This window comes from Fodinibius salipaludis, assembly GCF_002287075.1.
GTDB classification, from domain to species: domain Bacteria; phylum Bacteroidota; class Rhodothermia; order Balneolales; family Balneolaceae; genus Fodinibius; species Fodinibius salipaludis.
Map to the genome: position 1 here is coordinate 148864 of NZ_NSKE01000008.1, position 23366 is coordinate 172229.

Annotated in this window: 21 protein-coding genes; 4 read left to right on the plus strand and 17 right to left on the minus strand. The window is 42.2% G+C overall.

Annotated features, from left to right (window positions below):
* Window positions 1-207 precede the first annotated feature (207 nt).
* From cyoE to CK503_RS12135, 13 genes are all read right to left on the minus strand, one after another.
* Window positions 208-1113, minus strand: coding sequence for a heme o synthase (gene cyoE / locus CK503_RS12075; RefSeq protein WP_095607075.1), 906 nt, complete (start codon window positions 1111-1113; stop codon window positions 208-210).
* 377 nt (window positions 1114-1490) lie between these two features.
* Complete coding sequence (locus CK503_RS12080) at window positions 1491-1793, minus strand: cytochrome C oxidase subunit IV family protein (protein ID WP_095607076.1); 303 nt, start codon at window positions 1791-1793, stop codon at window positions 1491-1493.
* A 23-nt stretch (window positions 1794-1816) separates the two neighbouring features.
* On the minus strand, window positions 1817-2473 hold the full coding sequence (locus CK503_RS12085; protein WP_095607077.1) for a cytochrome c oxidase subunit 3 family protein: 657 nt from the start codon (window positions 2471-2473) through the stop codon (window positions 1817-1819).
* Window positions 2474-2508: 35 nt separating this feature from the next.
* Complete coding sequence (ctaD, locus tag CK503_RS12090; RefSeq protein ID WP_095607078.1) at window positions 2509-4254, minus strand: cytochrome c oxidase subunit I; 1746 nt, start codon at window positions 4252-4254, stop codon at window positions 2509-2511.
* A 1-nt stretch (window position 4255) separates the two neighbouring features.
* On the minus strand, window positions 4256-5206 hold the full coding sequence (gene coxB / locus CK503_RS12095; RefSeq protein ID WP_095607079.1) for a cytochrome c oxidase subunit II: 951 nt from the start codon (window positions 5204-5206) through the stop codon (window positions 4256-4258).
* Entirely contained in the window at window positions 5193-6032 is an 840-nt protein-coding gene (locus CK503_RS12100; RefSeq protein WP_095607080.1) for an SCO family protein, read from the minus strand. Before CK503_RS12100 ends, coxB begins: the two co-directional genes overlap by 14 nt.
* A 10-nt stretch (window positions 6033-6042) precedes the next feature.
* On the minus strand, window positions 6043-6597 hold the full coding sequence (locus CK503_RS12105) for a hypothetical protein (protein WP_095607081.1): 555 nt from the start codon (window positions 6595-6597) through the stop codon (window positions 6043-6045).
* A gap of 58 nt (window positions 6598-6655) precedes the next feature.
* Window positions 6656-7840, minus strand: coding sequence for a hypothetical protein (locus tag CK503_RS12110; protein WP_095607082.1), 1185 nt, complete (start codon window positions 7838-7840; stop codon window positions 6656-6658).
* 44 nt (window positions 7841-7884) lie between these two features.
* Entirely contained in the window at window positions 7885-8766 is an 882-nt protein-coding gene (locus CK503_RS12115) for a c-type cytochrome (RefSeq protein ID WP_217988411.1), read from the minus strand.
* A 144-nt stretch (window positions 8767-8910) separates the two neighbouring features.
* Window positions 8911-9459, minus strand: a complete 549-nt coding sequence (locus tag CK503_RS12120; RefSeq protein WP_095607084.1) for a DUF3341 domain-containing protein — start codon at window positions 9457-9459, stop codon at window positions 8911-8913.
* A 12-nt stretch (window positions 9460-9471) separates the two neighbouring features.
* Window positions 9472-10905, minus strand: a complete 1434-nt coding sequence (nrfD, locus tag CK503_RS12125; protein WP_095607085.1) for an NrfD/PsrC family molybdoenzyme membrane anchor subunit — start codon at window positions 10903-10905, stop codon at window positions 9472-9474.
* A gap of 18 nt (window positions 10906-10923) precedes the next feature.
* Complete coding sequence (locus CK503_RS12130) at window positions 10924-13974, minus strand: TAT-variant-translocated molybdopterin oxidoreductase (protein ID WP_095607086.1); 3051 nt, start codon at window positions 13972-13974, stop codon at window positions 10924-10926.
* Window positions 13975-14025: 51 nt separating this feature from the next.
* Window positions 14026-14679 carry a cytochrome c3 family protein gene (locus tag CK503_RS12135; RefSeq protein WP_095607087.1) on the minus strand — a complete coding sequence of 218 codons (654 nt, stop codon included), beginning with the start codon at window positions 14677-14679 and terminating at the stop codon, window positions 14026-14028.
* A gap of 334 nt (window positions 14680-15013) precedes the next feature.
* Between CK503_RS12135 and CK503_RS12140 the strand changes: the two genes are divergently transcribed.
* Entirely contained in the window at window positions 15014-15577 is a 564-nt protein-coding gene (locus CK503_RS12140; RefSeq protein WP_095607088.1) for a DUF420 domain-containing protein, read from the plus strand.
* Window positions 15578-15605: 28 nt separating this feature from the next.
* Here CK503_RS12140 and CK503_RS12145 read toward each other — a convergent pair whose 3' ends face one another.
* Window positions 15606-15989, minus strand: a complete 384-nt coding sequence (locus tag CK503_RS12145) for a hypothetical protein (protein WP_095607089.1) — start codon at window positions 15987-15989, stop codon at window positions 15606-15608.
* Between the two features lie 409 nt (window positions 15990-16398).
* Between CK503_RS12145 and CK503_RS12150 the strand changes: the two genes are divergently transcribed.
* Complete coding sequence (locus tag CK503_RS12150; protein WP_095607090.1) at window positions 16399-17964, plus strand: DEAD/DEAH box helicase; 1566 nt, start codon at window positions 16399-16401, stop codon at window positions 17962-17964.
* A gap of 71 nt (window positions 17965-18035) precedes the next feature.
* On the opposite strand, the gene CK503_RS12155 is transcribed toward CK503_RS12150, so the two are convergent.
* A complete protein-coding gene (locus CK503_RS12155) occupies window positions 18036-19232 on the minus strand; it encodes a CynX/NimT family MFS transporter (RefSeq protein WP_095607091.1) in 1197 nt (398 codons plus the stop codon).
* Window positions 19233-19404: 172 nt separating this feature from the next.
* On the opposite strand from CK503_RS12155, the gene CK503_RS12160 reads away from it, so the two are divergent.
* Window positions 19405-20433: a zinc-binding dehydrogenase gene (locus CK503_RS12160; RefSeq protein ID WP_095607092.1), complete on the plus strand. Its 1029-nt coding sequence runs from the start codon at window positions 19405-19407 to the stop codon at window positions 20431-20433.
* Window positions 20434-20521: 88 nt separating this feature from the next.
* The gene (locus CK503_RS12165) at window positions 20522-20962 is read left to right on the plus strand and encodes a 5' nucleotidase, NT5C type (RefSeq protein ID WP_095607093.1); all 441 of its coding nucleotides are present in this window, start codon (window positions 20522-20524) and stop codon (window positions 20960-20962) included.
* Window positions 20963-20991: 29 nt separating this feature from the next.
* Here CK503_RS12165 and CK503_RS12170 read toward each other — a convergent pair whose 3' ends face one another.
* Window positions 20992-21792: an alpha/beta fold hydrolase gene (locus CK503_RS12170; protein WP_095607094.1), complete on the minus strand. Its 801-nt coding sequence runs from the start codon at window positions 21790-21792 to the stop codon at window positions 20992-20994.
* An 80-nt stretch (window positions 21793-21872) separates the two neighbouring features.
* Window positions 21873-23342: an SDR family oxidoreductase gene (locus CK503_RS12175; protein ID WP_095607095.1), complete on the minus strand. Its 1470-nt coding sequence runs from the start codon at window positions 23340-23342 to the stop codon at window positions 21873-21875.
* Window positions 23343-23366 lie beyond the last annotated feature (24 nt).

Below are 23366 nucleotides of genomic sequence, written 5' to 3' on the forward strand. Positions count from 1 at the left end.
GGAAGAACTTACGTTTTTGAAATTGGGTGTTTCATCACCAGGATCAGTCCCTCCATTCCCATCATCCGGGGCGTTTAGGTTTCATCCACACGCAGTTACCAAGAATCCGGAAATAATAAGAAGTAATATCGGAGGTCTCATAATATGAAAGGTAATTACTTCTCCACCTTTTCGCTAAAAACTCTTTTTGAATTAGAAAAGAAATAATTAGAGGATGAGAATATCAACAATAACAAAAGCCCAGATGACGGGTAGGTATCCGAAAGAGGCAAACATTAGTTTTTTGGCGGAAGGTTTGTCCCGATCTTTGGCAAAGATAAGTCCATAGTATAGGAAAACGATACCACTTAAGAGTCCACCGATTAAATAGATCCAACTGTTCATTCCAATATGATACAGGCCGTATGAAACCGGCAGTAAGGCAACCAAACATCCAACAATTAATATTGTTGCTTTAATACCTGCGGGATCATTTTTTGGGAGCATCTGAAAGCCCGCATTGGTGTAATCATCTTTGCAGACCCAGGCGATAGCCATCACGTGGGGAATCTGCCAAAGAAATACAATGCCAAACAGCAGCCACATGCCTGTACTGCCCAGATGGCCTGTAGCAGCGGCCCAGCCACCTACGGGAGGAAGTGCACCCGGTATTGCGCCAATAAAGACGTTAGCGACCGAAATACGCTTCATAGGCGTATAGATTCCTAAATAGATAAGGGTTGTTAGGAGTGATACCAATCCGGCAATTGCATTTACCGCAAGCAGTAAATAAAGAAGACCGACGGTGATTAAAGTCAGAGAAAATAATACGCTTTTTTTGGGGGATATTTTACTTGCCGGTACAGGACGTTTTTTGGTACGTTTCATTTTCCCGTCGTACCGCCATTCCAAAAATTGATTATGGGCTGCCGTACCAGATGCTATTAGCCAGGTTCCGAGGATAGCATGAATGAGAGTGATGTAATCGATTTGTCCGGCTGATCCCAATACAAACCCGATGACCATACTTGCTAAAACCGTAAGGGTGATACCCGGTTTGGTAAGCTCATAGTATGCCGCTATTTGCTGAGTGTCAAAAAACTCTGAAAGGGAAAATTCTGTAGCTAACTTCATGTCAAACTCGTGGTTTTGTCAGGTGCAAATGTACTGATTTATATTGAAAAATGTTACCCTTCTGAGAGTGTCAATATTACATTGGTTGGATTGGTAATAAAAATATTGAACAGGATGAGGTATGGGATTTTAATACCTATCAAAAGGTAGCATTACCAATGGCGATAACTATGATTTTCAGGATAGATTTGACTAATTGGACGTCTAATTTCTCTCTATTTAAAAAAAGGCTCCGCAATTTTTATTTTACTCATTTTACCATTGAAGGTGGTTATTATTATAGATAACGATATTTAAAAATGAGAATAAAGGCCAATATAAAAAGCCGATCGGGGATGCCGATCGGCTTTTTATTACAAAGGTATGAAATCGTCTTGTTAGAAAGCTGGTATAACTTCGGTACGGAAAAGGGTATCCAAAAGTGTTAGTGCCACTAACAATCCAAAGAAAGCTAATCCTGCTACCAACAGCATGGAATTAAATCGCTCATCCCAATAAAGATTCATAAAGAATAGTGCAACTAATGTTGCCTTTAAGACAGCGATTCCCATTGCTGTGACAATATTCCAGGGAGCGGGAATTTGGATATAATATACTCCTACTGTAAGAATTGTTAGTACCAGCAATGCGGCTGCAACGCCAAGTAATGTTTTATCTGAGGATATATGATGTCCGCTCATGAGCTGTAAAATATTTAGAGTTATTATTCAATTAGGTAGAACAGGGGAAAGAGGAAAATCCAGATAATGTCAACGAGGTGCCAATAAAGGCCTGTGATTTCAATTGGAGTGTAGTACTCACTGTTGAAATGATTGTTAAGGGATCTCCAAAGTAGCCATCCCATCAGGCCCATACCTACTAAAACGTGGATGCCGTGTAAGCCGGTCATCAGGTAGTATAGACTAAAAAATACATTTGCCTTCTCATGTTCAATGCCCCCGAAATCATAAAACTGGCCGGGGAAAATGCCCAGCTCAAACTTATGGGTCCATTCAAAGTATTTAATAACCATAAACACGGCGGCAAGAGCCAGCGTAATTCCCAAGTTAATGGCTATGTTCTTTTTCTGATTCAACTGTGCCGATTTGATGGCCATTGCTACCGTTAAACTACTACCAATGAGTACCACGGTGTTAACCCCGCCCCAAAAAGTATTGAGTTCTGTAGAGGCTTGGGTAAACAGATCGGGATACCATAATCGGAATACGATATAAGCAGCAAATAGTCCGCCGAACATCAGAATTTCTGTTACCAAAAATATCCACATACCCAGTTTTGCAGTTGCAAACTGCTGGTCGGCATCCACAAAATGATGTTGAAAAAATCGTGAATGTGTTGTGGAAGATGAATGATCTGCCATAATCAGTTATTAATGATTTTCAGGTTAATACGTTGTTACTCAGCGTTAATTTCTTTGCCATCACTTGTTATTTCAAGATCACTTTCCTGCCCGTGTCCATCAGTAGACTCTGCTAAGCCTAACTGAAACTCTTCCATCGGTTTGTGATAATCATATGGACCGTTAATGATTACGGGGATATGATGGAAGTTGTGCAGTGGCGGAAGTGTATTTATCTGCCATTCGAGCGCACGACTCCCCCAAGGATTTGCTGTCGCTTTTTTTCCGGTAAATAGTGATTTAACCAAATAGTAGAACACCATCAGAAAGCCTAAACCGAGGATATACGATCCTATAGTTGAAACTTGGTGGAACGGTTGAAACTGTTCGATATAGTTGAAATAACGTCGAGGCATTCCTTGGGATCCCATTACAAACTGGGGAAGGAATGTGACATTAAATCCTACGAAAATAATACCACAGGCAATTTTCGCCATAATTTCATTGTACATGCGCCCGGTAATTTTAGGCCACCAGTAATGTACGCCGGCTAATAACGCCATCACCATACCACCCACCATTACAAAGTGGAAGTGTGCAACTACGTAATATGTGTCGTGTAGGTGAACATCGAGGGCGATAGAAGCAAGTACAATACCTGTCAAACCGCCTACTAAGAAGAGGAAGAAAAATCCAAAAATGTAAAGTAGCGGTGATTTTAGATCGATCGAACCTTTGTATAGGGTTGCTGTCCAGTTAAACATTTTAATGCCTGTGGGAATACCAACCAGAAAGGTCAGGAATGAAAAGACCATAGAGGCTAATGACGCCTGCCCGGAAACGAACATGTGATGTCCCCACACAAGGAAACTAATAAAGGCAATTGCCAATGATGAAAGCGCTATAGCCCAATATCCAAAGATGTGTTTGCGGCTGAAGGTAGTGATAACTTCCGAAACAACACCAAAGCCGGGAACAATCATAATGTATACCGCCGGATGGCTGTAGAACCAGAAAAAGTGTTGAAACAGAACAGGGTCGCCGCCCATCGCCGGATCAAAAATCCCAATTCCCAAAATGCGTTCCATACCAAGAAGTGCAAGTGTGATAGCAAGCACTGGGGTTGCTAAAATCTGGATAATGCTCGTAGCATATAGACTCCAGCTGAATAGCGACAGTTTATCCCAGGTGAGGCCGGGAGCGCGCATTTTGTGGATGGTAGTAATAAAGTTTACACCTGTTAGAATAGATGAAAATCCGATTATAAAAACACCGAAAACCATGGTCGTAACTGCACCGCCTGTTGTAGAAGAGTAGGGGGTGTAGAACGTCCATCCGGTATCAATACCACCATTTAGGATTGCAAAGACAGCAACAAAAGCTCCAGTCAAATAGAGATAAAAACTTAATAAGTTAAGCCTGGGAAAAGCTACATCTTTGGCGCCCAGTTGTAGCGGCAAGATAAAATTACCAAGGGCTGCCGGTACAGCAGGAACCAGAAAAAGGAAAACCATTATTGCACCGTGCAGCGTAAAAATCTGATTGTAAGTATTGGCTTCAATAAAGGTTTTAGCTGGTGTCCAGAGTTCAGTACGGACTAACAATGCCATTATACCACCAATGAAGAAGAAAAAGGTAACAGCACTAAGGAACATGATGCCGATCTTCTTATGATCGACCGTTGTTAACCAAGACCACAGTCCTGTTTCTTCATTTAGAAAGTGCTTATCAGGATTATCATCGGGTTTATACCGGTGAACCTGTATTTTTTTAGATGTAGAGCTTGATTCTGCTGTATCCATATTACTTCAATGTTTTGATGTATTCGATAATCGCATTAATCTGGTCGTCGTTAAGCTGCCCCTGGTAGGTATTCATAACATCCGGATATCCTTCAACGATTTTTGAACTTGGCTCCAGTATAGATTCACGGATGTAATTTTCATCTACGGTCACCGTGGAGCCGTCTTCAAGAGTTTGCTCACTGCCAAATTTTCCTTGCCAGGTTGGGCCGGTCATTTGGCTGCCATCTGTAGAGTGACAAGTAGTGCAAGCGTATTCTTGAGCCAGTTGTTCGCCCCACTCTTCGGGTGCAAGATCTTCTGGTTGCGATCCTCCTCCGGAATTTTCAGCCAACCAGTCTTCAAATTCTTCCTGCTCGTGAACGATGACGTTACCAAGCATATCGGAGTGACCGTCACCACAGTACTCTGTACAAAAAATAATAGATTCGCCGGGTTCGGGGGCATTAAACCACATCTCGGTATATCTGCCGGGAACCACATCCTGTTTCAGGCGATAGTCTGGTACAAAAAAGGAGTGGATGACATCATTCGATTGCATAATTAGCTTGATGGGACGATCGGCCGGTATATGAAGTTCGCCCGTTGATCGAGCACCATTTTCATACTGAAACTGCCAGATCCATTTTTGTGCAGTCACATTAACTTCATAGGCGTCATCAGGTACTACTGTTTGATTCATGAATACTTGATATCCCCATCCAAAAACGATAAGAACTAATACTAAGGGGATGACCGACCAAGTAACTTCCAAAGCACTGTTATGAGTGATGAGAGGAGTTACCTCGTCTTCAGACTTGCGACGATATTTGTAGACGAAATAAATTAAGACTGCAATGAGTCCAATAGTCAGAATAAGGCTGCTGCCGTGTACGAACCAGAAAAGGGTATCGTGTTGTTCGGCCAGCGTAGATTTTGCCGGGGGTAACAAGAAATCTCTAATCGCGTCCATTCGTTTCTTTTATTTGCTTTTCATTATTAGAATATCGATGCCGCAACCACATAAAACCGAGGAATATACCCAGAATTAACATGGTAGCAAAGCCGCCAACCTGCATGATTTTCCAGGCTACCGGTACATATGTGTTGGAATCCGCATCGTATTGATAACAATACAGTAACACTTGTTCTGCAGCACTTCCGATGTTACCATCAGCTGCATCGTATAACGCATTCCGCAAATTAAACTCGTCAAACTTAAGCCCGTATAGATAACGTGTTATCACGCCATCGGGACTGAGAAACATAATAGCAGCGCCGTGTGCATACTGTCCATCTTGCAAGCGCCTCTTATTAAACCCAACAGCTTCAGTGAGCTTATCAATATTTTCTTTGGTTCCGGTTAAAAAGTGCCATCCTTTTCCAGCACTTTTTCTTCCCAGCTTATTCAAAAATCGTTCTCTGTTTTCAGCAGCCAGAGCTGTTGTTTCGCTGGGATCAAAACTGAAAGTAACAATATTGTATTCTTTGCCCGGTGACCACTTTAAATCTTTAACACCTTTAAAAATGGCCTCTTTTATCATCGAGCACAGCTGCGGACACTCATAATAAACCGGATTTAACAACACCGGTTTGCCGTCAGTAAATAAATCTTTAAGCTTTATAGAATCGCCTTTAGCATTGGCGAATGTTAAATCGAGCGGAACCTGCTCGCCTAATCGCTCTTCAACACCTACATCTTCCAGTTGCTTTGGCTTTTGTTTATTCAATTGAGCCTTGGAAGCGTAGGGTAGTAAAAACAGGCTTATTACAGTTATTACAAGCCCTAAGTGTTTCATAAACGGTTATCTATTCTTCATCTGCAGCGATTTCATTAATTGCGCTGTCGATAGGTATTCTGTAAGTGCCATTTTCGAGATCAACAACACCAAAACTATCGAGTTGCTGTCGTGCTTCTTTTTTCATCTGATTAGCCTGATAGTATTCACTTTCAGATGATACGCGGTCTTGTGTTACTTCCGTGTTGTATTGATACATTTCATAAAGACCACGTACAAATATTACAACTAAAATTGTTCCAAAAACGCTCCAAAATATAAGGCGTTTATAATTCAGCTTATCTTGCATCACTCCGTGCTCAACAGAGTCAGCGAACTGCTTGTCGGAAATGTCAACATCAACATTTTCTGCCGGTTCCTCAGGGGATGATGTATCTTCGCTTTCTTTAGTCTCAAAAACATCTTCTCCACCTTTTTCCAGCTCGGTTGCCCACATTAGGATAACCGAAACAGGTACATCATACTTTTCTGATAGCCGGTCCAGGTTCTTCTTGGACTGATCTAATGCCTTTTGTGCAACTTCTTTTTTAAACTCGGCAGAATAATTTTGCTTCTCGTTAGCCATGAAAATAAAAGCTTTGTTGGCAGTAACAGTTCTACTGCGTTAATTGTTAGCTATAGGATTAATGTTTATTTAGTGAATCTCCTAATTTTGGATCGTTAATAGGCACCATTTTATTTTGCTTAAACTTATAGAAAAACAATCCTAAAAAGATACCTCCGAGACCAATAAAGCTTGTAATAGTCATCCAGTTAAGATGGAATCCATGGTGATTAAGTACCGGCATAACAAGCCAGTAAAGTTCAACCAGATGTGATACTAAAATCAAGACGGCAACACTACCTACAACTTTTGGTTTGGATTTTGGTCCCTTCGGGAGTAAAATTACAAATGGAATTACAAAACGCCCAAACAGGTAGAACCATGCAAGATATTCATATCCGCCGCTAAGCCGCTCTAAATACCAAACGGTTTCTTCGGGGATGTTAGCATAGTAAATCAACAAGAATTGACTAAAAGCGATGTAGGCGTAAAAAACAGTAAAGCCAAACATCTGCACGCCCAAGTCATATATATGGCTTTTCTGGATGGTATTTGTAAGTAAGTTATTATTCCACAAGAAAAATATGACAAGAATAAGGACGGCAAATAATCCCTGGAAACTCATTGCAAAATAATAAACGCCAAAAATGGTGGAATACCAGTGTGGATCAAGCGACATTATCCAATCGAAAGAAGCAAATGCAAGGGTAATAGCAAAGAAAAATAATCCCGGTCCGCTGGTTCTTCGCAGTAGCGTTTGTAGTCCCCAGTCGCCGGTTTCATCCATTTCAACCGATTTAGAATAGAGTCGATATCCGAGGAAGCTCCAGAGTGCAAAGTAGATAACTTGGCGGATGATAAAGAATGTGGTATTCAAATAAGGTTCTTTACCTTGTAGAACCGGATCAGCAGCAACAGCATCAGCGTGGGTCCAGTGATAAAGAGAGTGCATTCCAAACAAGAGGGGAATAATAAATAGTCCCCAGATCCAAAAATAAGATGAGAAAGTTTCAGGAATTCTTCTCAGCACAGCACTCCATTCCGATCGGGTTAAATGTTGAACCATTACAAAAAACAAACTTCCCAGGGCAATACTTGAGAAGAAGGAAAAACTTACAAGATAGGAGAAGAAAAACTGATCATGATCCAGAAAATATCCAACACCGGTAGCCAGTAGGCCAACAGTCCCCACACCAAATAATGACTTGGTTATATTCAAATCAGAAGGAAAATCCAGCGTATCAGTTATTTTAGGCTTGCTCATAGGTTAAACCAATCGTTTATATACGTTAAATACGTTTTAAAATGTTATTCAGCGTTTTCACTCAGTGATTTTATATACTCAACAAGTGAATTGATTTCGCTATCACTCAGAAAGTCATATGAAACCATAGAAGGAGGATATCCTTCTACGACTTTAGCAGATGGTTCTACAATAGATTCTTTCAAATACTCTTCATTTGCGGTTGCCGTTGATCCATCATCAAATGTTCGTTCGGATCCATATAAATTTTGCCATGTAGGACCAACCAATTTGCTACCATCGGTTGAGTGGCAAGTCATGCAACCATTATTTTGTGCAATTGTTTTACCTCGTTCAACAGAAACTTCTCCACCGTCGCCGCCTGCCTGGGCTTCTTCTTTGGCTTGTTGCGCAGCTAATTTTTCCTGATAGTCTTCTTCAAGAGCAGCAAGATCTACATCATATTCTTGAATTTCGTCTTCAGAAACATTTTGACTTTTCTGTAGTGCTCGTACATAGGCTACAATAGCCCATCGGTCTTTAACAGGAATTTGTGTGGCATAGGATGGCATATTTCTGATGCCATTGGCAATAGCAGAATAAAGATATCCATCACTCTGGTTTCTCAAACGCTCAAGATGAAAACTTGGAGCAGGCACATATCCATAGTTATTTGCCATAATGATGCCGTTTCCATCACCGGCTATCCCGTGGCAGGGTGTACAAAATACTTCGTATTGATCTTTGCCTCGGTAAATGAATGATTTCGTAACATCAACAGGGATTTGATCTACAAAGCTGCTGTCCTCGTTAATACCCTGGTACAAGGCTTTATCTTCTTTAAGATTGTCACGGGCAATAGTTCCCTCTACCGGTTTACGCATGGCACGGTTGTCGGAAAAGAACTCATTTTTTTCTTGTGCCTCAAAACGTTTTTGTTGATCCATATTCATGTTAGGATGGACAGGCTGAGATTGAAACTTCCCGCCTCTGCATCCAGCTAAAGCCAATGGGAGGACTAAAACAGCTAATAATAAGTACTTGGAAACTTTCATCGGATCGTTATGCGATCTAAAGATTTTTGTGGTCAATTATTCCGAATCGTATACGGTTTCAATGTGTGTTGCTCCGTTATCCTGGAACAGCTTTTTAACTTTTTCTTCAGCAAAGAGATCATCAGAAGCTTCAATGTGAACAAAAAAGCCATCGTCCGAGGCTTTTGAGAAGCGCTCTACGTTAAACAAAGGATTATGTAAGCGTGGTAATTTATTGAGCGCAAGCATGCCAAATGTAGTGGCAAAAGCTGCCAGAAGTACGGTTAACTCAAATGTTATAGGTATATAAACTGGAAAGTTGATGAATGGCTTACCACTAATATTCATCGGGTACTCATAACCCATTACCCATATCATTAATGCTAATGCACCTATCATACCAGTTAGGGCTCCACCCAACACAATCCAGCCGAGCGGAGATTTCTTTAACCCCATAGCTTTTTCCATCCCGTGAATGGGAAAGGGAGCGTAGGTATCGAAATCCTGGTATCCGGATTTTTTAACTGAAGAAGCGGCATCAACGAGTTCTTTTGGATTCCTGAACTCGGCTAACACACCGTAAATTTGTTTGTTTTCTGCGTCCATAAATATCAGTTACTAAACAGTTTGCTCTTGTTGAACAACAACAGGTTTGGTTTTCTCTATATCAAATTCGTTGGTTTCTTCATCATAGTTGTGCGGATCTGCCTGCGGCATAACACCTTTAACTTCTGCAATGGCAACCATTGGCATAAAGCGCAGGAAGAGCAGGAAGAAAGTGAAGAATAGTCCGAATGTTCCGATATAGGTGATGATATCCCAGAAGGTGGGAGAATAATAATCCCACGCAGAGGGCATAAAGTCTGTTGAGAGTGAAGCAACGGAAATCATAAAGCGTTCGAACCACATTCCGATGTTCACAATAATCGAAATAACAAAAGTGATAGCTACGTTACGTCGTATTTTCTTGAACCATAAGAATTGTGGGGTTACCACATTACAGAACATGAGGATCCAGAAGCCCCAGGCATAAGGCCCAACAACGTAGAGCCAGAAAATTCCTTGTTCATAAATATAACCACTGTACCAGGCGATAAAACCTTCCATCAGGTAAGCAAAAGCAACCAGGTTACCTGTTATCATCATTACAAGATTCATCTTTTCCATGATATCGATGTTCATAATGTCTTCAAGACCGTAAATTTTTCGAGCGATCAACATCAGTGTCAATACCATGGCAAAACCGGAATAAATAGCACCGGCAACAAAGTAGGGCGGGAAAATAGTACTGTGCCAGCCCGGAATAACAGAAACGGCAAAGTCAAAAGATACAATGGTGTGTACCGACAGTACCAAGGGAGTCGCAAGACCGGCCAGAATCATATAGGCCTTTTCGTAGTTCCACCAATTTCGGAAACTGCCTGTCCAGCCGAGAGAAGCAATGCCATACGTAATTTTGGCAACCTTGCTTTTTGTTTTATCGCGTAGAGTAGCAAAATCCGGGATTAATCCAACATACCAGAAAAGTAGTGAAACGGTAAAGTATGTACTTACGGCAAAAACATCCCAAAGCAGTGGACTTGAAAAATTCGGCCAAGCTGCCATCTGGTTGGGGATAGGGAATACCCAGTAGATAACCCAGATACGTCCCACGTGTATAGCAGGGAAGATACCTGCACACATTACGGCAAAAATAGTCATTGCCTCCGCAAAACGGTTAATAGCTGTTCGCCATCCCTGCCTAAAGAGGAAAAGGATAGCAGAAATAAGTGTTCCAGCGTGACCAATACCAACCCACCAAACAAAGTTGATAATAGCCCAACCCCATCCGGCCGGGTTGTTAAGTCCCCAAATACCGATACCATCCCAAATGAGGTATCCTATAGCTCCTAATAGTGTGATAAGAAGTATGTTGGCCAGGCCAAACGCTAAATACCATAATTTAGGAGTAGGAGATAAGGGAGTTTTGGCAATAAGGTCAGTTATACTCCCAAAGGAATGATCTCCTTTTACGAGTGCTGGCTCTGGTACGTATTGATAATCTGTGCTCATCGTAAAGTATGTTGAAAATTAAGCCAATTTGGGATTGGGATTACGAACTTTAGCAAGATACGACGTTCTGGGTCGCGTATTAAGTTCTTCAAGCAGTAAGTAGTTACGATTGTTCTTCTTCGTTTTCACTACTTCACTTTCGGGATCGGTGAGATCTCCAAAGTAGATAGCATCTGCGGGACAAGCTTGCTGACAAGCCGTCTCTACAGCTCCATCTTTAGGTTTCTTGGTTTCACCGTTTGTGTCTATGCTGCGATTGATCTTGGCGCGGTTTACACGCTGTACACAATAGGTGCATTTCTCCATCACACCGCGGAATCGCACGGTTACTTCCGGATTCATCGCCATTTGGACGATTTCCGGGTCATCTCCACCTGTTAAAAATTCTTTAGTATAATTGAAAAAGTTAAAGCGACGAACCTTGTAAGGACAGTTATTCGCACAATAACGGGTTCCAATACAGCGGTTGTAGGTCATCTGGTTCATACCGTCATCGCTGTGGGTGGTTGCCGCTACCGGGCAAACCTGTTCGCAAGGGGCCAGCTCACAGTGCATACAGGGCACAGGCTGGTGTAGGGCTTTGGGATCGTTGACATCACCATCAAAATAGCGATCATTTCTGATCCAGTGCATCTCACGCCCTCGACTTACCTCGCGCTTACCTACTACCGGGATATTATTTTCAGCCGTACATGCAATCGTACAGACCCCACATCCGGTACAGGTGTTCAGGTCAATAGACATACCCCATTGTGGTTCGTCTTCAGGGTATTCTTGTTCATCAATAGGATTAAAAATTGAAAGCGGATCATCCTCGCCATGCTCTTCAGCATACGCAACCCCCGGCATCTCCGCGTCATAAGCAGATTCATATGTCGAGAAGTTGGGATTCTCACGATACTCTTGAAGGGTAGCATGTCGCAGTAGCGATCGCCCTTCCATAGTATTATGATCCTGTGTAGAGGCGATCTCATATGTTTTGCCTGTCTTTTCAACTGAGACATTACTGGCAAAATGCATATTATCTGTTGTGCGAAGTGGATAGGTGTCAACACCTGTTTTATTAGCAACACGTCCAACGCCTTCTCGGCCATATCCTACCGTTATCGTGATACTGTCATCGGCATGTCCGGGTTGAACCCAGGCCGGTATCTCAAGAGTAGTGCCATCAACAGTGATAGAAATAACTTCAACTTCTGCTTTTCCAAGCCCGGCTTCTTTAACACCCAGCTCGTCGGCTGTCTTCTTGCTCATCAGAGCAACATTATCCCAAGTGATCTTCGTCATGGGCTTAGGTTGCTCTTGCAGCCAACCGTTGTTCGCAAAGCGTCCGTCAAAAACGGTTGAGTCAGGTCGGATAACCAGCTCCATACCCTCAGAAGGGTCTGCATTACTAATGAAGTCGCTGGCTTGTGAATTAAATGCACTTGAAATACTGACTGAAGCAACAGAAAATGTTTCTTCACCTGCTAATCCATCGTGCAGTGCTTTATTCCACTGACTCGTAAAATCATTCGTGTAATAATCTTGCCACGTATCCTGAACTATATCATAACCTTTTGTTTGTTCTCCATTCAGGATGATATTCAAAAATTCAATTTCACTGATTCCGGAATATAATGGTTCGATTTGTGGCTGGATAATAGAACGTGTTCCGGAATAGGAGTAACCGTCGCCCCATGCTTCAAGAAAATGAGCCCGGTTTAAATGCCAGTTGGCCAGTTTTGAAGTTTCATCATAATAGTTGGAGAGATGAATAACCTGTCTGGCATTGGAAAGAGCTTCTTCAAAATTCAAATCAGCCGGTGCCGTGAATGCAGGATTTGCTCCTACAAGTACCACCGTATCTACATTATCATTGTTAAGATCTTCAGCTAAACCGGCAAAAGCTTCACGGTTGTTTTGATTATCAGCATGTGGAACTTCAAGATAATCAACAGCTTGTCCATCGTTGCCAAGCGCAACGTTTATCGCTGCAACGGTTGCGTGAAGCTCTGGTTTGTGATCGCGTCCAACAGTTAGAATAGAATCTCCTCTGTTATCAAGTAGTTCTTCAGTGAGAACAGAGACCCATTCGTGATCAGAAAATTTGTTGCTGTAACCACTGAATGCAGATAATCCACTTACAGAATTAGAAAGTTCAGCAGCCAGTGCATATATAAAGAGTTCAATTTCACCTGACTTAATGCGCAGGCGATTGTCAGCGTTGGAACCGGTAATACTAAATGTGCTTTCAACAGCATAAAACCGGGACATGTCGTCATCTTCAGACATTACGCGACGTCTGTCGGTAAAACGCTTGGTATTTTCAACGCTGTTTTTGTCTGCGGCCGGATTTAGGAAATCATCGTCAAAACTTACGATGACATCGGCCTCGTCATACTTATTATATGTTCGCAATCGCTCCCCGAAAGCAATATTTGTGCCTTCAAGAGCATTGTCCTCCCCAAATGGCTCGTACGTAATCCATTGAGCATTGGAGAATTGATCCATCGCCTGATCCTTCAACCTATTATAAGTAGGAGAGGAGTTTGCCTCAGAGACAAAAGCGATATTTTGATCAGTATTTGAAAAATGATCGCTGCAAAATTTTGCAAAGGCACTAACCGAAGAACGCTCTCCGTTTTTACGGACGTAGCGCGATCGGTCAGGATCATACATGTTCAATATTTCTGCCTGACCAAAGATGCTGGTATTCCCACTACTTGCGGGATGCATCTCATTTCCTTCAATTTTAGTGGGTCGCCCTGAATTGTTTTCGACGACAATACCAGTCACTGCATCCTGGAATGGTGATGCAGAAGCATAATACTGGGGTACGCCTTCCACCAGATCTTCAGGTTGCTTGCTAAAGGGTACAATTTTTTGCACCGGTCGCCGACAGGCGGCAAATCCCGCAAGCGCAATGGATGCTCCCATCACACGCAAAAAGCTGCGTCGTGATACTTTGTCGTTAAGTTCAGTGGCGTTTTCGGGAAATTCGCGCTCAACGTACTTCTCATACTCTTCATTGCGAGCAAGTTCGCCAAGGCTTTTCCAGTAATTGGGATTTTTTACTTCTTCGCTCATTCCGTTACGGTTGCGTTAATTCAGATTCGTTCGGTTAAATATTCCTTCTTATTAATAATGGCAACTTTGACAATAGGTAGGGGGAGCAATATTGTGTTTTGCTACAAGCTCACGTCCCATTTCAATCTGATCTTTTTCCGGTTTATATCCCATTGTAGTGACTTCTTCAACCGGACGAACATTTTGCTCCGGATTTCGGTGACAGTCAAGACACCAGCTCATACTTAAGGGTTCAACTTGTCGAACAACCTCCATCCGATCTACCCGGCCATGGCAGCTTTCACAACCTACTCCTACGTTGACGTGCGCTGCGTGATTAAAGTAAGCATAGTCCGGAAGGTTATGGACGCGCACCCATTCAATAGACTCATCAGACTCCCAGCTGTCACGAATTTTTTGTACTTCTTTGGGTTTATTTTGTCCATCAATCTGGTTGTGGCAATTCATGCAGGTTTGCGTAGCCGGCACATTCGCATGCTTTGAGTCAAAAACGTTTGTGTGGCAATATTGACAATCAATATCGAGTTTACCGGCATGCAGTTTATGGCTGTATTCGATAGGCTGCTCGGGGGCATAGCCTACATCGGTATATTCTGGAGAAAAGTAATACCAAACTCCTGCTACTGTTGCTGTCGCGAAAATTATGAGCCCGAGCAAAATACGTTGGGGTACTTCATTTGCCCATCGGGGAAAAATCTGAGCCATGGGTTAAGTAATTTTTGTCGTTACTTTAAGCAATTGTCCTCTAAAAGTTTTCGGCATGAAAGTATGGAAAATCCAACTCTTTTAGAACCCATAAAAATGAGCTTTATCATATTTAAATCGAATCTAAATAGAATAGGGTCACTCTTTCATCCCGAAAATTAAGAGCGTTAAAATATAATCTATTTTTTAAAAATGTCTAATTGAATTCAGGAAATCCCGTAAATTGTATCTGTAATCTTGGCAGGTATTCAAACCGGAAATGAACCTGTAGAAAAAATGAATATTATGTATCTTCAGTCTACTTAAAATTGTGTGCGTTAATACCAGCTAGTTTATGAATTCTGAGAAACCGGTTACTATTGATCTCTTAAAAAATATTAGTCTCGCCAAAGCCCTTGGCGTAATATTATTAATAAGTAGTGTAGCATTTGGTTTTTTAATCTGGTTGATTTACTACAAAGGAGGGAGCGACTACAGTTCAAATCTGGTTACGAGTTTACCTGCACTGAATGCTTTATTAAATAGTGCGAGTGCTGTATTGTTGATATTTGGATATCGAGCAATACGACAGCGTGATTTTAGCAAGCATATGAGATTTAATCTCACTGCCTTTGTCACCTCAACCTTTTTTCTGATTAGTTATGTGATCTATCATAACTATCATGGCAGCACGCCTTTTACGGGAGAAGGATTTATCCGTCCGATATACTTTTTTATTCTCATATCTCATATCATTTTATCGGCAATTGTAATGCCAATGATACTTACCAGTTTTTACCTGGCTTTTTCCGGGAAGTTGAAATTACATCGAAAAGTGTCTAAAGTTACGTTGCCGGTGTGGCTGTATGTTTCGGTAACAGGAGTGGTGATCTTTTTTATGTTACGAGCGTATTCTTAAGAATATAGATTTGCAATCCAATCACGATCTATGGGGTAGACCATGAGACTTCCATCCCATCAGAAGTCATAGTAGCTGTTGCGGTAACTTCAACATCTTCGTTGGTGCCTGTTCCCGTAACGGTTAGGGTATTTCCCGATCCGGAAACTTCGTAACTGCCATTTTCGTTTTCAGGATCGATGGACAGAATATTTTTCTCAGAGATACCATCAAATGAACTGCCGCCACCGCCCAACATGTCCGGCTTCTTATAATAGATCTGGGCATCATTGATTACCATCAGTATATCTTGACGAACTGCCGATTCATTCGAGTTGTCTCTGGCTTCCTGCATCGTATCAATAGCAACGACGGCTGCTACGCCCACGAGAATAGTTACTAATATGACTAAAAGCAGTTGTTGTTGTCCCATAAATGAATATTAAATTAATAATTAGTAATAATTACGGAACATCTATCATGTGTAAAAAACAATTAGTGAATTTTAATTTACTTTCTATATTATTTTCACAGTTAATGAAGGCATATTTAAAGGTGCTACTGGTCATTCTCATAGAAAATTAAAGATCAGTATGTTAGTATTTTGTGCCGGACCCAACTAAGAATAATTAATAGTGCTGTTCTGCATATTATTGCGTATCTTTCCGCCAGCTGGTGTTACTTAAAATCCCACCTACTCGTTAAACAGGTTCTTACAATCCTTTCTTTGGTCTGTCGGCGCCTCTAATATATACGGTTTTTGGATAGCGGTTTAAAAGACCGGTACTATAAGTATGTTTTTGTGGCGTCAGGTATTCACTAATACTCAATTAATTTTATTTATGACAGATTTAGATTTTAACGAACTTAATATTGCTGATCCTATTCTCAAGGGAATTGAGCAGATGGGATTTGAGAAACCGACGCCCGTACAAGTACAATGTATTCCACCGCTTTTGGAAGAGAAGGATGTTGTTGGTCAGGCTCAAACAGGAACGGGAAAAACAGCCGCATTTGGTATTCCGGTAGTACAGAAAACTGATCTTGATATTGCAAATGTCCAGACCATTATTATGTGTCCCACTCGTGAACTGGCTATTCAGGTAACGGGAGAACTTATCAAGATAGGAAAACACCTTGATGGATTGAATGTTATTCCTATTTATGGAGGACAGTCTATATCGCGACAGATAAAAGCACTTAAGCGAGGTGCTCATATTGTAGTGGGTACGCCGGGACGAACAATTGATCACTTGCGCCGCGGAACGATGAAGCTAAATGACTTAAAGCGCGTAGTTTTTGACGAAGCTGACGAAATGCTCAACATGGGTTTTCGGGATGATATGGAACAGATTCTATCTTATTCTGACCAGCCGGTACAGACAATTATGTTTTCTGCGACGATGTCGAAAGGGATTCGTAAGATCATGAATCGCTATATGAATAATCCCCAGACCATTAGGATTGAACGCAAAAAAGTTACAGCTCCTAATATTGAGCAGTATGTAGTTGAAGTGCGAGATTCTGTACGCACCGAAGCGATCTGTCGATTTATGGATATCAATAATTTCAAGCTGGCGCTTGTCTTTTGTAATACCAAGCGCAAAACTGAACAGGTAACGCGAGAGCTTAAGTCGCGAGGATATTCTTCGGATTTTATTAACGGAGATTTAAATCAGAATCAGCGTGATCGTGTGATGGCAAAATTCCGGTCCGGTGCGATCGATATTTTGGTTGGTACGGACGTAGCTGCTCGCGGATTAGATATTGAGGATATCGAAGTCGTATTCAATTATGATATCCCACAAGATCCGGAGTATTATGTGCACCGTATTGGTAGAACCGGACGTGCCGGGCGATCAGGAATGGCTATTACGTTTACAACACGTAGTAAGAGAAAAGATCTGCACGCCATTGAGAAGCAGATCAAAAATCAGCTGAACCCACTTGAAATGCCTTCTACAGCCGATGTTCGGATATCAAAGCTGGCTGGACAAATGGAAGAGGTTGTTGAAGTTCTTGAGAAGGGTGATCTGCGTCCCTACATCGAACAGCTTGAAGGATTTACGGATGATCGGTTTACGACTATCGAAATTGCAGCTGCTCTGCTTAAAATGAACACAGCAGTAGAAGAATCTGCTGATGATAGTACTCAGGTCGGTCAGTATGACGATTCGGCAATGATCAAAGTTCACTTTAATGTGGGTAAAAAGAACAATGTATATCCCGGTGATTTAGTTGGGGCGATAGCTGGTGAATCGGGTATCCCCGGAAAAGTAATCGGTAATATTGATATTTTTCCTAAACACTCTTTTGTTGATGTTCCTGGTCAATATGTGAACCAGGTGCTCAACGGGATGAATAAAAACAGAGTGAAAGGCAAAAAGGTGCACGTTAAGGTAGCGTAGCAACCGCACTTACTTTGCAAAAAATATTATAGTGGATATCCAGTGATGGGTATCCACTTTTTTTATGGATGTTATTTTACTTCCTGCGGACGAGCGGCACCCAATCCGAAAATAAGTTTAGCGCCGACAATAATTAATAGAAACAGTAGCGGGATAAACCACGCGCCGGTGAAGTCGTGCATAGCTCCGAAGAGGGTGGGTCCGATGGCGGCAAGTAAATAACCTATGGATTGTGACATTCCTGATAATTCAGTAGCTGTTTCGCTATCGGTTGATCGAAGCACAATAAACAAGAGTGCCAACCCAAAGCTGCCACCAAGTGTTAATCCAATTATTGATGCCCAGAGGGCAACTAAAAACGGATCGGGGAACATTAATCCTATTAGGCTTATAGCCTCAGCAATCATGAGAGCCCAAACTATTTTTCGCTGATCGTTAATTTTTTCGGCCCAGACGGGAATAAATATCGTTCCCACGACTCCCATCGCCTGTGAGAGAGAAAGCATCCATCCGGCGTTGCCGGGGGAAAGGCCACGATCCTGGAGAATTTCCGGAAGCCAGGCTAAGATTACATAAAATGCGAGAGATTGCAGTCCCATAAATAATGCTACTTGCCAGGCTACAAGAGAACCTCCCAGCTCTTTCATGGAGGTCAAAAAGTTACGTTCCTGTTTGGGAACCGTCAGATCTTTTAGCTGGGGAAGCCAAATAATAAAAGCAAGGATAGAAAGTGCTGCCCAGGATCCGAGTGACCACCGCCAGCCCCAGCCTAAATCGTGAGCTAATGGTACGCTGACCCCGGCTGCTGCAGTAGCTCCAAGTCCCAGCATGCTGGAATAGACACTCGTCATAATCCCGGTATGGTTGGGAAAGTCGCGTTTTACAAGGCTGGGCAGAAGTACATTTCCAAAAGCAATTGCAATGCCTAATAATAGAGTTCCTGCAAAAAGGGCCCAGTTAGCAGGGACAACCCGAAGCAAGATACCTCCGGAAAGTAAGGCCATTGCTAAGGCAAGGGTACCTTCGATACCCATACGTTTTGTAAACAGGGGGGTTAATGTTGAGAGCACCCCGAATGCGAGCAGGGGAAGAGTGGTGAGCAGTCCCAGCATGGCATTGGAAAGTCCGGTAGCTTCTCGGATGGTGCTAATTAATGGTCCAACACCCGCCAGGGCCGGGCGTAAGTTTAGGGCTATAAGCACGATGCCCGAAATGAGTAAAATGTTTTTGAGACGAGAATTTTGTTCAAATGGGGAAGATGCAGCCATTCGTAAAGTTCAGAATTCTAAAAATTATATCGTTATAATAAGGCGAGCCAAAGATACAAAACTGAAGTGAGTATTCATGAGCAATATTGTTTCTGATAGTTGGCAGTAAATGAGCAATAAGATTTGTACAGAAAAACCTCAAAGAGAACAGCCGGATAAGAACCGAATATTTATGAGACAAATTGTAAACACATCGAATGGCGGATACGAAGTACTGAAAGTTCAGGAAGTCCCTGATCTTGAGCCCGAACCAAATGAAGTTATTATTAATGTAAAAGCGTCGGGGTTAAATTTTGCGGATATTTTGGCACGAAAAGGGCAGTATCCTGACGGTCCGTCGAAACCTTGTGTAATGGGATATGAAGTCTCGGGAGTGGTAGATTCTGTTGGGGATCAGGTTGATAATCAATGGCTGGATAAAGAAGTGATTGCTGCAACGCGTTTTAAAGGTCAGGCCGAGCAAGTTGCTATTCGCGAATCGCAATTATTTGAAAAACCGGAACGATTATCTTTTGAAGAAGCGGCTGTTTTGCCGGTTAATTATTTAACTGCTCACATTTTAATCGAGGTTATGGGATCGCTACAGTCCTACGAATCCATTCTTATCCATAATGTAGGCGGTGGCGTTGGTATTGCTGCGCTGGATATTGCCAAACATATTGGAGCAACAATCTATGGCACTGCAAGCAAGCGTAAACATCAATTTTTAGCTGATCGCGGATTAGATTATGCCATCGATTATCGCAACAAGAATTGGTACGAAGAGCTGATGGATCTAACTGATGAAAAAGGAGTCGAACTTATTATCGATCCATTGGGAGGAAAAGAATGGAAACGAAGTTACGAGGCCCTGCGGGCAACAGGGCGTTTAGGGATGTTCGGGATTTCATCTGCCAGCGAAGGCACAAGCAGTGGCATTGGAGCAATGTGGGGTATGCTTAAAACCGTTGTGCAAATGCCATTTTTTCATCCGCTGTCGCTGCTTAATAAAAATCGCGGAGTCTTTGGCGTAAATTTAGGACACTTGTGGCACGAGCCTGAGAAAGCAAAAGTTTGGATACAAGAAATACTACAAGGAGTAGAAGACGGTTGGATCAATCCCCATGTAGATACAACGTTTAGTTTCAGCAATATTTCAAAGGCACATCAATACATAGAGGAGCGAAAAAATATTGGCAAGGTCATATTGGTACCCTCATAAAAGTATATGTCATGCTGAACCCCGATGTATCGGGTCAGGCTTTGTTTTCAGCATCTAAAACGATGATTGAATTAAAGAGGAATTACGTATGGAAATTGTTTACGTAGATATGGACAGTGTGTTGGTGGATTTCGAGCACGGTATCGGTCAGCTTTCAGAAGAAACCTACGAGGAATACAAAGATGATCTTGACGAAGTACCGGGCTTTTTTCGGGATCTGCCGCCCATCGACGGGGCCATCGAGGCCTTTCATAAACTGAGTGAGCAGTACGATGTCTATATTCTGTCAACAGCACCGTGGCGAAATCCCTCTGCCTGGATTGATAAATTACTTTGGGTAAAAAAGCATCTGCCCCAGAAAGCACATAAGCGTCTTATTTTGAGCCATAATAAACATTTGAACAGGGGCGATTACCTTATTGATGATCGGAAGGCTAACGGAGCCGGAGATTTCGCGGGCGAACATATCCATTTTGGTAAAGATCCGTTTCCCGATTGGGACGCGGTATTAGAGTATCTGCTCAAATAGTTTTTTGATAGGATTACTTTCCGGGATAATTAAAAAGTACTGGAAGCAAGGTTGTCAGATTTTAAGAAGTTGATGGATATACGGTTAAAAACCTCGGGCTTTTCCACATTTACCACATGTCCGCATTTTTCTACTACTTCTAAAACGGATTTAGTATGCTCCTTCACTACGTTTTTTACCGGTGGCAAAAACAAGTGATCTTCGCTGCCCATAATATATAGCGTACGGATTTTCAGTTCTTTTTCCCGGAAGTACTTTAGTAGCGGATTCACCTCATGTGTCATATTAAACCATTTCAAGAACTCTTTTTTATAGAGCTTCTTGGCTTCCCGAATAAAAAGATTTCGCGATTCGGAGTGTCGTTGCCGTGGCATAATAATCCATGCAAAAAGCTTATATAGCCATATAAAGGGCACCACTTTCTTAAATAGATGTCCCAGCCAAACTAAAAATCGTGAGCGAATATTGAGTCGCATAATAGCTCCGCTCATTACCAGTGATTGCACACGATCGGGTTGCATTTCGCCAATCGTTCTGATAATGATAGTACCCAGCGAAACGCCCACAAAATGTGCTTTTTTGATCCCGATTTCGTCCAGTACATTAATTATATCTTGGCTCGCCATCTTAAAAGAATACTCTTCTTCATAATATTTTTGGAGCATTCCCTTTGACTTGCCGTGTCCCCGGAGATCTACCATCAGCACGTTAAACTCTTTTTTATAGGCGCGCAGCTGTTTAAACCAGATCGAAGAGCTTCCACCTGCACCGTGGACAAACACGACCCAGTCGGTATCTTCGTTTTTGAAGAATGTCTTGTAGTAAAGCATAGTTGCTAACTTGAATGGCCTAAAAGCTACAAAGAGCTAATTAGTTTTCAAATGATAAGTATGTAGGTTACGTAACGAGGCTATAATCTTTTATTGTTTTCTGCTTGCTGAGCCAGTTTTTCTATCATACGAGAAAATATAAGCGAATGAAATGGATATAGACCATACCAATAGAGCAGACCAAATAATCCCTTTGGGGCAAAGTAAGCTGTTTGTACTAATTTTGTTGTAGTCTTATCTTCCTTTTTAGCTTGAAACTCCAGCCATGCTCTACCCGGGACTTTCATTTCAGCACGTAGCCGCAGCAATTCGCCCGGTTTTATAGCTTCAACGCGCCAAAAGTCGAGGGCATCTCCTACGCGCAGTTCGGTGGGGTGACGGCGTCCACGGCGAAAACCTACCCCTCCAACAAGCCGATCCATGATACCGCGCAATTTCCAGGCCCACTGAAAAGCCGGCCATCCCTTTTGACCTCCCAAACTTGCAAAAGTTTCAAAAACGTGTTGGGGAGAAGCATTAACCGTTCGAATTCGCCGTTCGATGTTAAGTCCCTCCTTTGTTTTCAGGATAACAGGTTCTTCATCCCCTTTGCTGCTGATAAGGGCGTCATTCCAGGTTGTTTCTACATCATCGGTATCAATACGAGTTATGGCAAGTTCAACAGCACGTTTGTATGAAAGAGGTTTTATTTCAGGAAAGAGGTTTTGGGTCTTATCATCCTGTACTACAACATCGTTTTTGAGGCCTTCAATAAGTGGACGTGCCAGTGAGGCGGGAATGGGAGTCATCCAGTGTACCCAGTGTGATGAGAGGGTAGGGGAGAGTACCGGCACCGGAATTAAAATGCGTTTTAGCCCATTAACCTCTGCGTAAATTTTCATCATATCCGCATAGGTTATAACACTGCTGCCGCCAATTTCGATAATCTCATCTTCGGTGGCGGGATTTTCAATGGTGGAAACTAAATATTGTAGTACATTGCGAATGGCAATAGGTTGAACTTTGCTGTATACCCACGACGGACAAATCATAATAGGGACCCGTTCTGTAAGATAACGGACCATTTCGAATGATTTACTGCCTGAGCCTACGACAACGGCAGCGCGAAATTCTGTTACTGAAACTCCGGATTCTCTTAAAATAGAACCTGTCTTTTGTCGCGAAGCCAAATGTTCAGATAATTGGTCATCGGGATCACCGAGACCACCCAAGTATATAATTCGATCCACATTTTGCTGGCTGGCGATATTGCCAAAATTACGTGCAGCTTGTACATCCCGGTTATGAAATTCCGAGCTGCCTTTGCCACTCATGCTGTGAATCAGGTAATAGGCAACATCAATGTGTTCTAAAGCTGTTGGCAATGTTTCAGCTTCGAGCACATCGGCTTCCACTACTTCGACGTCGTTAATCCAGGGGCGTCCCTGCAGACGATCAGTATCACGAGAGAGTACGCGAACATGGTATCCTTTTTTGAGTAATTCAGGTACAAGACGTCCACCGATATAGCCGGTAACTCCGGTGACAAGACAGTGTAAATTTTCTTTCAAGATGTTTGTGGTTGATTAGGGTTA